Consider the following 12,532-nt stretch of genomic DNA (forward strand, 5'->3'; position numbering starts at 1 on the left):
TCCAAAGAAATGGGGCATGCACCTCCCCCACGGGGCGGTGACATGCCCCGGGGTGGGAAGAATGAAGCGGCGCGAGACCGCTGGATGCGGATCAGTATTCGCTGGGCAGCAGCAGCGTCGTGACGCTGCGATCCCATTCGGTGATGATCCAGAGCTTCAGGTCGCGCGTGACCTGGTAGGACGAGAACAGACGATCCTCGCCGGACTTCAGCGCGGCGTCGTTCTGCCGCCGATCGCTGTCGCTCAGGTCGCCCCATTCGCCATGAAGATGGCGGCGCAGGTACGGCGTGGGGTTGAGCCGGCCTTGTCGGACCAGCTCGTCGACGCCGGCGGTCATGACCACCTGCCCGGGCGAAAAGCGTGCTTGGGACGCGAGGTTGAGGACTGCGAGTGCCATGGTGGTATCTCCTTCTGGAAGATGGGGCCACGGCACCCCATCGGGGCAACGTGACCCCGGTGGGTGGATGAAAGCGACGGTGAACCGTCAGGGAACAGCGATCAGCGGATAGTCAGCACTTCGCCCCACGTGGGCGAGCCCAGCGTCAAGTCCCATGCACGAATGACCGGCACGAACTTGTCGGTGAGGATGCGCGTCTCGGCCACGGAGCCGTCGTCGCGCTCGGTGTACTCCGTCTGGAGCATCTTCTCCTTGTGGGTATCACCTTTGACGACGAGCACGCGCCCGCTCTTGGACGTCACCACGCCGGAGATCGCGCCTGCGGCCAAGGCCAGGGCGAGATGCCAGTGCGACAAGGCCCGCGCGGGCGGACGCAGCGATTGCTGCGCGGCGCCCAGGTGGGTATCGAGCGCCGGCCAGAGTCCTTGCAGCCGGCCGACTTCATCGGCGAACTGCTCGGGCTCCATCGTCACGCGATAGAAGTGCTCAGGCTCGGCCGGGCTGGCAGGGACGGTGTACGGCAGGAACGGCCATTCGAGCGGCAGTTCCTCGGCTTCGGCGTCGCCCTGTCCGATCTGCAGCAGCAGACCGCGGGTGGCCTTGACCGAATCCGATGCCTGGTCGCGTTGACGAATCCTGCGACCGAAGATCACCACCTGCTTGAACTGCGTTTCGACCGCACGGTAGATGCGCAGGTCGGCAAAGTGGCGCGTCAGCCATCCGACCAGCTCGGCGTCGAGCACGTAGGACGGCACGACGAAGATCAGCACGCCGCCGTACTGCAGCAGCGGCAGCGCGCGCTGATAGAACAGCTTTTCCAGCCGCGCACGGCCTTGGCCCTGATAGCCGATGTTGCCGTTCACGTCCTTGCTCAGGTCGCCATACGGCGGGTTCAGCCACAACAGCCCGAAGGACTGGCGCGAGATCAGCATGTCCATCAAGTCGCCGTGGATGCAGCGATCGACCAGTTGCCGTGCGTGGCGGGCCCGCTCGGCGTCGTACTCGACGGCGAAGGCCTGGACCTGCTCGCGCCCGAGGGCGTGGGCCGCTTCGGCAATCGCCACGCCTTCGCCGGCGCAGGGATCGAGGATGGACATGGAGCCGGGAGACGGCGCCAGTGCGGACAAGGCCCGCTCCAGCGTCGGCTCGTCGGTGGGGAAGTAGCCGTTACGGATGAAATTGCGCGCCAGGCGCGGAAACATGAGTGCCATGGATTACTCCTGATGATGGATGAGGGAAGGCGGGCACGCGCGGCGCGCATGCCCGTTGGGATGGCTCACGCCACACGCCGAAGCGGTGCGTTCGCGGCCAGTTCGTACTGCGTGGCGCCGAGGGTGCCGTTGCGGATCAGCTCGCCCAACGCCTTCGTCAGCGCCGGGACATCGAGGGCCAGCCGATGCCCTTCCAGCGGCCCGAGGGCCAAGGGGAGACCGGTCAGCATCCGCCGTGTCTGCAACAGCTCCAGCACGGTGTCGCGCCAGTGGTCGAGCAGTGGCAGCGGGCAGGTGTCCTGCACCAGCGTCCACAGCCGGTCGAGCCGGTGAGCGGAATCCCTGGGCAGAAGCGCCAGCGCGCTGGCGTTGGCCTTGTCTGGCTTCACGCAGCGACGATCGAACAGCCACACATTCGTCAGCGAACCGAACAGCGTTCGCCGATAGGCGCGGGTGATGCGCTTTTCTAGGTTCTCGACGTTGCCGACGAAGACCGGGATGGATGCGCCCTGCTCGGTGATGACGTGGAACTGATCCAGTCCCTGTTCATCCCGGCTGAGGGTCAGGCGGGCGAGGAACTCCTGAACGGCGGTGTCGCGCGCCCAGATCGACAGAAAGACGAGATTGTCCTGCTCGTCACCGACGCAACCGTCGGCCATGAGGTCGGGGCATTCGTCGATGCGGTACAGCGGTTTCGTGGAAGAAGGTGCAGGCATGGTGATGTCCTCTTGGAAATGAAGGAGCAACCACAGCCCGCGGGGCCATGCTCGCCCCGGTTGGGTGAAGGAAGATGCGTGCCGCTAGACAGCGCGGCCCGCGTGGAAGCGGTGAACCCGCTCGCGCCACTCGGGGCTTTGCACCGGCGCCATGTCGAGATAGCGCAGCGGGCACGAGTAGTAGTACGGATGCACGGACTCATCGAGGGACTTGTAGCCCCACTCGAGGCCCGCGCTTTCCAGCAGATGGCAGCCGATGTAGCAGATGGACTCACCGGCCGCGAGGCCCATGACGCCCGCCTGCCTGGCGGTGACGCGAACCACGGTCCACAGAACGTCGCCGTCCAGCGTGTGGTCGATGACTTCGCAGCAAGCGCGTTCGGACGCCTGCGGAGCGAGCAGCTCGCGGATCATCTGATCGCGCGTCTGACGAACGAAGGTCCAGCCCATGAGGGTCTCCTTGAAGAAAAGGCCGGAGCCCTCCCCGTCGGGGGAGAACCCCGGCGGGCGGCGGTATGCCGCGCAAGGCGGCGGATGGATCAGGCAGCTTTGAGGTGCCAGTCCTGGGACAACGGAGCGAACTCGTAGCCCAGCTTGTCGAGACGGTCTCGCTGCTGACGCAGCACACGACGATCCACGGTCGCATCGAGCTTCACGGTCTCGCCCAGGGGCCACAAGGCACCGAACAGCGCCGCGTCGTCTGCCTCGGCCGAGGCCGCAGCGGACACGGGAGCCGGTTCGCTGCCGAACGGCGTGGTATCGACCAGGGGATCGCGCGGACTGCGCGGCTTCGCCTTCGGCTTGGCCGGGGGCGTTGCCGGCACGGGCGCCTGCGCTTCCTCGTCGATCGGATCGACTTCCTGCGGACTCAGCCGGCGGGCTTCGTCGCGGCTTAGGGCGTCGATGTTGGACAGCGTCATCCCGCCCAGATGGGCGCGGATCTCGATGACCATGCGGCCGTTGGCGTTGTACGTGGAGGGGCGAATCTCGACGATGACGAAATCACCGTCGTACTTGCCCTCGCGGTACTGATCGAGCTCGGCGTTCTTCACGACGAACTCGCCGATCGAGGTCGCCAGGCGGCCGACGTTGAAGTCGCCGTTCCTGCCGTGGATGGTCTTGATGGCCAGTTGGCCGGGGATGGTGATCATGAAGGTCTCCTGCTGACGAAGAGAAGACAAGGCCCCGGGGATGGGGCCTTGCGGATCAGAACGACTCGGCAACGGCCAATGCGGGGGCATCGGCAGCGTCGTCGGCAGCATCGGCGAGGGGCTTGGAAGGCTCCGGTGCCGAGGCTTGCTGCGCGGCGGGCGCGTCGGACGTCACAGGGACTTCCGGGTCCCGCTCGTCGGTCTCGGTCGGCTTGGGTTCGGCCTTGTAGACGAGCTTGCCGTCGACCTTGATCCAACTGACGAACAGCAGGCGGGCCTTGAGGCTCACCCCCTGCTCGCCGGCACGCTTGCCCTTGGAGTAGGTGAAGGTGTCGGTCCACAGGTCGCCCAGGCGGAAGCCGATCATCACCTTCTTCTCGGCGTCGACCGCCTGAATGCAGCGGCGCACCAGGTGCTGCGCTTCCGATCCCGATACGCGCGTGTCGAAACGCACGTACGAGACGTCATCGCTGGGACCGTTCAGGGCCGCGATGTCGCAGGCCAGGAACGCATCGCCTTTCTTGGGCTTCACTTCGCGGATGCGATTGAGATACCCGAGGCCGGTGATGTGCAGATCGAAGTAGGACTTGTCGGTGGAAGTGGTCATGGTGAATCTCCTGAGAACAATGAGGCGGAGACACACCCGACCCAGGCGGGGAAGGTGTGGAACCCCCGCGTGGGTTGAAGGAACAGCTTGGTGGCATCGCCATCGAGAACCGATGGCCGTTCGCGCATGGATGCCGGTGCGAACTGGGGTGATCTACACGGTCGGAACCGCGTCGCAGCCTTGAAGATCGTGGCTGCCTGGGCATGTCGCTGACGGACGTCAGCGGAACATGGCCGGAAGCGTCGCGCCGGGACGGCGCGCAGGCGAGCGGCAATCGGCACTCGCGGCTGTCCGCATTGCCGGGAAGAAAGAGGCCCCCGGAGCGGGGGCCAGGGATGGGCGGTCAGTTACCGCTGGGCGTGGGAGGAACCGCCTGCAGCGATAGGTGTGTCGCGGAGGCGGACACGTCGAGGTCGTCCTCGCTGCGCAGGATGCGCGCAAACACGCCCTCCTGCGGATCGAAGAACTCGCCGAAGTCGTCGCCACCGAACTCGGCGCGCGCCAGCTCCCACCAGTCATCGAAGGCATCGACATCCGGGTTGCAGCCAGCGGCATAGGCGATGGTCTTCTGGCGACCATCGGGTCGGCGCTCGCCGCACTCGGCCAGGAAGTACACGCCCTGATCCTTGACCAGGATGACGCGGCATTGATTCGCCACCGCTTCGGCGAGCACGGGCCGCAGCTCCGTGCCTTTGAATCGAACAGTCATGGGTGTGATCTCCAGGGGGCAGGAAAAGAGGCTTCCCGCCGCGAGGGCGGGAAGCTGCTGTGAGATCAGTGCCGGATAGCCTTACGACACGACAGGCACTGCACGCGGATGCGCCGCCAACTCCCGTCGTCGATCAGCCGTTCCAGCGTCTCGCCGAGGGTGTCGAAGAACACCTCATCGACCCGTTCGACCAGCTCGCCGTCGCGGTGCAGCTCCACCGCGTAGAGGTCGAGGCCACGCTCATACAGCACGGTGACGCGACCCTGGAACTTCGTCGTGGCGACGGTGAAGCCGATGGCCGGCGGCGTGCGGATGATGTCGGCGGGCAGCGGATCGACCCAGGTGATGTCCCGCGCGCCGGCATCCACCAGCATGTGGGTGACGCGCCGGAAACCGTCGGGAGCGGGCAACTGCTCCAGTTGGTCGACCAGTTCCTGCAGCAAGGGGCAGCGCGGCTCGGGGATCGGCAGCTTCGCCGGTGCGGACCCGAGCACGAACCGCTTCACCGTGTAGGGCTGGCCGTCGGCGGTGAACTCGGTCTGCTCCTCGGGCGTGTCCGCCCGCTGACCGTCGAAGCGGCGTCTGACATAGGGTTCGACCTGCACCTTGGCGCCCTCGTCGGGCACTTCGGTCACGAGCGTGCGATCGAGCACCGCGAACTCGGCTCGTCCCGTCTTGACGACGATGGCCTCGTCGGTGGTGGCGATGACCTTGCCCTCGAAAGGCTTCGGGTCGATGTGAAAGCCCAGCGTCGAAACCTTGGGCTGGCCGTCGAAGATGTTGAATTTGAACGAACGGACGTTGGAAGGCACATGACCGACAACGAGCGTCGGCATCTGTGCGCGGATGGCTTGGGTATCCATGGGGAGACTCCTTGTGGCAACCAAGGGACTCCCGCCCGCAAGGGAGGTCTGTCCCTTGAGGGTGAGGTGGATGGACGCGGGTGCGCCCGGAGAACGAAGCAACCAGCACGGCGAACCGCGCCGCAGTCTTGAAGGTCTCGACTGCCTGGGCATGCTGCCGGCAACGCCAGCGAACATGCGGCCAGCGTGCGGCACATGGCGGCGACCGTCCGTTGGGAATCGGCAATGCGCCGGCACCGCGTTCCGCGAAAAAGAAGAGCCCCGACGTGGGGGCTCGAATGGGTTGCGGGTTACTCGTCGTCGTAGAGCGTCAGCCCGTCCAGCACTGGCGCGTCGGCATCGAACACCAACATGCGAACGTCGGCGAGCGCAGCCAGGTGCAACACTTCCACGAGGGACTCCGGCACGCCCTTGGCCCGGTGCTCCTGCCGCAGCTCTTCGGCGGTGATGCCCTCGACATGCTGCAGGTTCGCATCCGTCCAGGGCGTGGCGATCAGCTTCACGCCGACCGCCGGGCTGTAGGGAATGCGGAAGGCCACGAACAGAAAACCGCTCGGCGTGGCGATGTCCGCCAGTTCGGCGAGGAAGCGACCGGCCTCCTCGGTGATGTGCGCCGAACTGATTTCCCAGGCACGGCTGTAGAACCCGGTCTCGAAGCGCAGGCGGCGTACCACCTCGCGCGCGGCTTCCTCGGAGTAGGTATCGCCGACGTGCAGCGGCTGGCCGGCTTCTTCGGCCATGACGGCGTAGACGAGGTTTCGGGCGATACCGTGGCTGGGGCACTGCGCGTCCAGCTCGGGCGGCACGTTCTGGCCCTCGGTGATCAGCGCGAAGTCGTCGCAGAAGACGCAGGCATGGCGCTCGACCTGGCTGTCCGGCAGGTGCGACTGCGAGACGTGCAGCGGCAGGTAGCTCAGCGGGCAGTCGTCGTCGTAGGAAATCGCCAGCAGCCGCTGCACGGACAGGCCATCGTAGCCGCGGGCGAAGGGATTGTTGGAATGGGACATGGGATTCCTCCAGCAGAGGATGGCCGAGGCAATCCCCTGCCGGGGATTGAACCCCAGCGAGTGGATGAAGTGGCAACCGGTCAGCCGGCCGCGGCGTCGGGCCGCCCTGGTGGCGGGCGGTGCAGGTCAGTGGAAGATGGTGATTCGGGACATGGCCGCTCCTGCGAAAAGAAGGAGGGACATGGCCCCGAACGAGGACGCATGTCCCTCGTGGGGTGGGATGAAAAGACGGTGGGTTGCCAGGCGCGGCTCACCAGCCGTTGTAGTGCAGCGTGAGGTCAGCGATGACCTGGCGCCGTTCCAGATCGAGGCCGCCGAAGTCGGACAGCCCCTCGAAGCCGCAACGCTTGAGCATCGCGCCGCCCTCGCGGGAGTTGTAGAAGCTCACCATCGCGGACAGGAACATGCGTTGACCGCTGCTCAGCACGCCCAGGGCGTCGTTGAGCATCAGCATGTTGGGCCGCAGGTCCCACTTGGTGGTGGCACGCTGCAGACCTTCGCGTGTGCCGTCGCCGAACCACTCGTGGCCGGCGATCTGCGCGCCGCGCTTCCAGGCCTCGAAGAAGGCCTGCGGTGCAGCGTCGAAGTGCGCCTGTTCCAGCGCCATCTGATCGAGCACGTCTTCGGGTAAAGACAGATTCATGAGAGAACTCCTTGAAGGGTGGGAATCAGGGGTGAGCGCGCTGTGTCCAGGCATGGGTATCCAGGGCGCGCTGTGCTGCGAGGTGGGTCGGGAAATACTCGACGGACTCCCGCGATACCGGTCCTTCGTCGTCTTGTGTGCCGATGTAGTGGCCGGCCGCGCTGCGCAGCACCTGTAGCGGCAAACGCTTGCCGGTCCAGGTCAGCGCCAGCGCACCACTGCGCACTGCGGTTGCAGAGGAAGATGCGGAAGGTTCAGACATGCCGTGCTCCTTGGTGGGTCGGGGAGCACGCATCCCGCAGGGGATGGGGTTCCCCTCGGGTGGTTGAGAAAAGTGCATCGTCGCCAGGCCGGCGAGCGTCCGCGGTGGGCGATGCGAAGCGGACTGGATCGGTCGACGCGGCGAACCGCGTTGCAGTCTTGAAGACCGAGACTGCCAGGGCATGCCGCTGACGACTGTCAGCAACGCATGGCGTGAGGATGGGCGCGAAGCATGGCTGCCGTCGCAGGGAAAACCGAATCGCGGACGGCCCGCTTTAGGGCAATGGCCCGCGTCACGGGACAAGGCAAAGACCAGGGCGCCGAAGGCCACACGGGCCTTCGGCTGAAGAGAATGGAAAACCACCTGTGGGCTGCGTCAGCGCAGGCCGTCGTCAAAGCCGTTCGCTGCGTCAGCAATCGCACCCGGCCCGTTTCGTGGCTGGGGCCGGAAACCTCTGGCGTGCATCCACACACAAAGGGAGCCCGATGTTTCGCCGGCGGGCACCGGCACGGAATACCCTCGGCCCAAGGGGCCTCCTCACGGCTCGCGCGGCGGCAAGGCGTCAGGAAGCCCCTCGTGACCGAGGCAAGGCACACCGATCAAGGGAATGGCGGCGGGCGCGATTCGTGGAGCAATGACCTTCTCGCCCCGTCGCCCGACGGCGGGCAGACGGGGCGCGCACACCGTTGCAGAAGGAGACGCGCGCTTTGGAGTCCCGCGCGGTGCGGGACGTTTGCCTCGCCGCCAGTGAAGTGGCCGGCGCGGCAGGGGGAAGCGAGGATCAGGACGCCTTGGAGGCAGCGCGCCGCTTGCGCGGTGCGCTGCGCCGGCCCGTCGGGGACTCGATCGGCAACGTGCCCTTGCAGTCCGGGTAGCGCGAACAGGACCAGAACGCGCCGCTCTTGCCCGTGCGCTGCTGCATCGGTGCGCCGCACTGCGGGCAGGCCGGCGCCGGCGGCAGCTTGAGCGAGAGCGTTGCGCCGCGGTACTGCTGCACGAGCTGGCCGACCCACACGGACTGCTTCTCGATGAAGGTGTCCAGCGCCATCTGGCCGGCCTCGATCATGTCCAGCGCCTGCTCCCACACCGCCGTGGTGCCGGGGTCGGCGATGGCCAAGGGCACCGCGTCGATGAGCGTGAATGCCGCGTCGGAAGCGCGGACGGCGCGGCCTTTCTTGACCAGGTAGCCGCGACCGATCAGACCGTTGATGATGTTGGCGCGTGTCGCCTCGGTGCCGATGCCGGTGGTATCTCGCAGCTTCTGTTTCAGCCGCGGGTCGGTCACGAACTTGGCGACAGTCTTCATGGCCTTGATCAGCTCGCCCTGCGTGTAGGGCTTGGGCGGCAGCGTCTTCAGCGCCTTGAGATCCACCTTGCCGACCGGGCAGGACAGGCCCGCATGCAGCGCCGGCAGCACCTGGCTGCGCTGCGCATCCTCGCCGTCGGCATCGTCCGGCCCCGGCGTCGCCAGCACCTCGCGCCAGCCGGTGACGGCGATCTGCTTGCCCACGGCCGCCAGCGACTGACTGCCGCACGAGAACTGCGCTACCGTCCGGTCGAACTCATGGTGCGGGAGGAACTGCGCGAGGTAATGAGCGCGGATCAGCCGGTAGACGGCCAGTTCCTTCTCGTTCATGGCCGACAGGTTGGCGGGCTCCAGCGTCGGGATGATGCCGTGGTGAGCCGACACCTTGCCGTCGTTCCAGGCGCGCGAACGCTGGTTGCGGTCGAGCTGGCCGATCAAGGGCCGCAGGCTGGGATCGGTGGCGAGCAGTGCATCGAGCACCGCCGGCACTTCCGCGAGCATGCTTTCGGGCAGATATCCCGAGTCGCTGCGCGGATAGGTCGTCGCCTTGTGCGTCTCGTACAGCGCCTGCGCGATGTCCAGCGTCTCCTGCACATCGAGGCCGAGCTGACGCGAACACACTTCCTGCAAGGTGCCCAGATCGAATGGCAGCGGCGGTGCCTCGCGCACGCGCTCGGTGTCCACCGACACGACCTGCGCATCGCGTGCCGCGCGAATGCGATCCGCAGCCTGCTGCGCCACCGGCTGCTGAAGGCAGCGACCCGCTGCATCCGTGCTGCCTTCGGGCGGTATCCAGCTCGCGGTGAAGGACCGGCCGGCATGGGATAGCAGCACATCCACGGCCCAATACGGCATGGAGACGAATCGCGCGATCTCGCGATCACGATCCACGACCAACTTCAGCGTCGGCGTCTGCACGCGCCCCACCGACAGCACGCCGGTGTAGCCGGCCTGCCGACCTAGAAGCGTAAACAGCCGGCTCAGGTTCATGCCGATCAGCCAGTCGGCGCGCGATCGGGCGAGTGCGGAGAAATACAGCGGCAGCGTCTCGGCGGACGGCTTGAGCGCACCCAGCGCTTTGCGGATCGACGCATCGTTGAGCGCCGACAGCCACAGGCGCTGAATCGGCCCGCGGTAGCCGCACAGGTCGATGATCTCGCGGGCGATCATCTCGCCCTCGCGGTCGGCGTCGGTCGCTATCACCAGCTCGCCCGCCTTGGCGACGAGCTGCTGCACGACCTTGAATTGCGCTGCGGTCGCCGCCTTGGGCTCGACACGCCAACGCTCAGGAAGAATGGGCAGTTGCTCGATGGCCCAGCGCTTGTATTGCTCGCCGTAGCCTTCGGGCGGAACCGCCTCTACCAGATGACCGATGCACCAGGTCACGACGACACCCGCGCCGCTGTAGCAGCCGTTGCCGCGTTGACCGGCACCCAGCACACGGGCGATGTCCTTGCCCTGGGACGGCTTCTCGCACAGGAAAAGGCGCATGAAGCCTCCTTGGAAATGTGCGGTTCATCGGATGGGCGTCAGCTTGGCGGGGCCAGGAGATGCCGGCAGCAAGGAAGTCGATTGATGCAGACACCGCTTTGTGATCGGCAGGCGGTTCGTTGCCGCAGCGGTGTGCATAGATCGTAGGAGCTGGCACAGCAAGAGCGTCGTTTCGGGAGGGCGGCTGGAACTCCGTGGACGACCTTGGAGCTATCCCCTTGGGATAGCTCGCTGGTGCATCGCGGGCGTATGACGGTTGCTACAGTCGCCCTCGGGGGAACGGCGATGGGCGAATTACTGTCCGCCGGCCGGCTTGGTGCTGAGCGCCACCGAATCGATGCGGTACGGCAGGATGCCCACGCGCCGCGCCTCGACCTTGAACGTCACGCGCTCGTTCTCGTCGGCGTCCTCCCATTCGTCGCGCACGGTGCGGCCCTCGACCAGCACCCGCATGCCTTTCTGGTATAGCGTCTTCCAGTGCTCGGCGTCGCGGTGCCACAGCTCCACGGGCGCCCAGAAGCCGCCGCGATCTTCGTACTCGCCGTCCTTCTTCGGGATCGGGTTGTCGAAGTAGACGTTCAGGCGAAGCAGCCGGCGTGGCTCGTCGTTGCCGTTCGGAAATTCGCGGTAGTCCGGCGCAGAACCGATGTTGCCCTCGCCGACGAAGTGCGTGCTCATGGAGACTCCTTGGTGGTGGGTGGAACGGATGCGGTATGCCCGTGGACGCGCCGCAGGTAAGCCGCTTCGGCCTGCGCGGCCTTGTTGGCGCATTCCAGGGCTTGGCGGGCGATGCTGTGGGTCAGGCTGATCTGCATGTTCAGCACGATGCGCTGCAGTTCGATCGCGTACAGATCGTCGATCAGCGAGGCCGGCGTCGCGGGGTTGGCCAGCAGGGCCTCCCACAACGCCACGCCCATGGAGGAACGGTCGAGGTTGCGCCAGCGCAGGAAGGTCGTCCCTGCGCCAGTGGCCTGCTGGGCCAGTTGCACGTCGAGCAGACTGAATGGATAGGCGCGCGCCTGGGGCAGCACGCGCCGCTGCGCCAGGCCAATCACGTCGTCGCGCAGCGCTGCGCACTGGCTGGCCCAGGTCTCCAGACTCCCCTTACCCTTAAAAGGCTGTAAAAGGCCTTTTAGGTAGCCTGCGTGTTCCAGCCGCTGGAAGTCCGCCTGTTCCAGCGCCACGAAGCGCGTGGAGTGGCTGATAGGGGGCGATGCTGTCATGCGCCAGCACCCTCATCGCCCGCGGCACCATCGGCTGCGCCACCCGTGGGAGCCTGCGCATCGGGCACGATGGCAGGCGCAGCAGGCGGCGTGCCGGGCTTGTTCGACCGCCGCGCGATGGGTGGCGCGAAGCGCGAGCGGCGCGTGCCTTCCAGCACGTCCTGCGGCAACTCGCCGAACTTCTCCAGCGCCGCTCGCGCCGCCGCGTTCTTCGCCGCGAAGTCGTCGCGCGTCGTGCCCGAGTAGCGGTACTGCTGGGCCAGCGAGAACAGGCTGCGCAGCGCGTGCGCACCATCATTGAGCCAGCGCTCCAAGGTGCTGCGGTCGATCAGCGCCGTGTGGTGCGCCAGGATGAGCTTGCGTGCCAGGTCGTCGTAGTCGGCCAGCAGATACACCGCCATGAAACCGAGCTGGGCGTTCACGAACAGCGGCAGCTTCACCGGCTGCACGTTCATGTTCTCGCCCAGGGACAGCGCCGCTGGCACGTCGGCCAAGGCCTGATCCACCTGTTCGCGCAGGGTCTGCAGACGGGTCTTGGTGTCGGCGAGCTTGTCCTCGATCCGCAACATCCACGAGTCCGAGTACGGGTCGTCCTGCTCGGCGCCGCGCTTCATCTTGTTCATGGCGCCGATGAAGCCGTTGAGACCGATGATGCCGGGGCGCCCCTCGGTCGGCGCACGGCCGTGCCAGATGCGCGAAGCGTGGTGCGTGTGCAGCGTCAGCGACATCGCGCTGCGCAGCGATCCGAGATTCAGTTGCAGGGGTTCTGTGCGTTCGTTGGCCATGAGAGCGACTCGCGGTGAAGGGGCGAGTCGCCAGTATCGGCATCGGCCGGAAGGCTGTCAGTCAACAAACCGCAGCCCATGCGCGCCCGGTTTGTTCTGCGCGGAAGGCTGTGTGTGCCGGCTATCCCCTGGGGATAGCTCGGCGGAGTCGTTCGCGACTC

General features: G+C 66.4%; 15 protein-coding genes. All 15 read right to left on the bottom strand.

Annotated features, from left to right (window positions below):
• Positions 1-91: 91 nt before the first annotated feature.
• Entirely contained in the window at positions 92-397 is a 306-nt protein-coding gene (locus tag AC1RKI_RS05160) for a hypothetical protein (RefSeq protein ID WP_016851994.1), read from the bottom strand.
• A gap of 101 nt (positions 398-498) precedes the next feature.
• Positions 499-1,608 carry a DUF6094 domain-containing protein gene (locus AC1RKI_RS05165; protein ID WP_018076221.1) on the bottom strand — a complete coding sequence of 370 codons (1,110 nt, stop codon included), beginning with the start codon at positions 1,606-1,608 and terminating at the stop codon, positions 499-501.
• Between the two features lie 65 nt (positions 1,609-1,673).
• The gene (locus AC1RKI_RS05170) at positions 1,674-2,324 is read right to left on the bottom strand and encodes a hypothetical protein (RefSeq protein WP_023121157.1); all 651 of its coding nucleotides are present in this window, start codon (positions 2,322-2,324) and stop codon (positions 1,674-1,676) included.
• Between the two features lie 84 nt (positions 2,325-2,408).
• The gene (locus tag AC1RKI_RS05175) at positions 2,409-2,774 is read right to left on the bottom strand and encodes a hypothetical protein (protein ID WP_023121158.1); all 366 of its coding nucleotides are present in this window, start codon (positions 2,772-2,774) and stop codon (positions 2,409-2,411) included.
• 89 nt (positions 2,775-2,863) lie between these two features.
• Complete coding sequence (locus AC1RKI_RS05180) at positions 2,864-3,475, bottom strand: DUF3275 family protein (RefSeq protein WP_003294141.1); 612 nt, start codon at positions 3,473-3,475, stop codon at positions 2,864-2,866.
• 55 nt (positions 3,476-3,530) lie between these two features.
• Entirely contained in the window at positions 3,531-4,082 is a 552-nt protein-coding gene (locus AC1RKI_RS05185; RefSeq protein ID WP_018076217.1) for an STY4534 family ICE replication protein, read from the bottom strand.
• 343 nt (positions 4,083-4,425) lie between these two features.
• A complete protein-coding gene (locus AC1RKI_RS05190; RefSeq protein WP_010792167.1) occupies positions 4,426-4,791 on the bottom strand; it encodes a DUF3085 domain-containing protein in 366 nt (121 codons plus the stop codon).
• 65 nt (positions 4,792-4,856) lie between these two features.
• Positions 4,857-5,654 carry a hypothetical protein gene (locus tag AC1RKI_RS05195; protein WP_033959580.1) on the bottom strand — a complete coding sequence of 266 codons (798 nt, stop codon included), beginning with the start codon at positions 5,652-5,654 and terminating at the stop codon, positions 4,857-4,859.
• Positions 5,655-5,944: 290 nt separating this feature from the next.
• A complete protein-coding gene (locus tag AC1RKI_RS05200) occupies positions 5,945-6,661 on the bottom strand; it encodes a DUF5983 family protein (protein WP_016446172.1) in 717 nt (238 codons plus the stop codon).
• Between the two features lie 250 nt (positions 6,662-6,911).
• Positions 6,912-7,304, bottom strand: a complete 393-nt coding sequence (locus AC1RKI_RS05205; RefSeq protein ID WP_003141051.1) for a hypothetical protein — start codon at positions 7,302-7,304, stop codon at positions 6,912-6,914.
• Positions 7,305-7,329: 25 nt separating this feature from the next.
• Entirely contained in the window at positions 7,330-7,566 is a 237-nt protein-coding gene (locus AC1RKI_RS05210; protein ID WP_016446173.1) for a hypothetical protein, read from the bottom strand.
• Between the two features lie 781 nt (positions 7,567-8,347).
• On the bottom strand, positions 8,348-10,363 hold the full coding sequence (locus AC1RKI_RS05215) for a DNA topoisomerase III (RefSeq protein ID WP_033959578.1): 2,016 nt from the start codon (positions 10,361-10,363) through the stop codon (positions 8,348-8,350).
• A gap of 294 nt (positions 10,364-10,657) precedes the next feature.
• Positions 10,658-11,041: a single-stranded DNA-binding protein gene (locus AC1RKI_RS05220; RefSeq protein WP_023083180.1), complete on the bottom strand. Its 384-nt coding sequence runs from the start codon at positions 11,039-11,041 to the stop codon at positions 10,658-10,660.
• Positions 11,038-11,586, bottom strand: a complete 549-nt coding sequence (locus AC1RKI_RS05225; protein ID WP_019486762.1) for a DUF3158 family protein — start codon at positions 11,584-11,586, stop codon at positions 11,038-11,040. The genes AC1RKI_RS05220 and AC1RKI_RS05225 overlap by 4 nt, the downstream gene beginning before the upstream one ends.
• Positions 11,583-12,371, bottom strand: a complete 789-nt coding sequence (locus AC1RKI_RS05230) for a PFL_4669 family integrating conjugative element protein (RefSeq protein ID WP_019484524.1) — start codon at positions 12,369-12,371, stop codon at positions 11,583-11,585. Before AC1RKI_RS05230 ends, AC1RKI_RS05225 begins: the two co-directional genes overlap by 4 nt.
• Positions 12,372-12,532 lie beyond the last annotated feature (161 nt).

The sequence above is a fragment of the Cupriavidus sp. GW822-FHT06G04 genome (genome assembly GCF_058799075.1).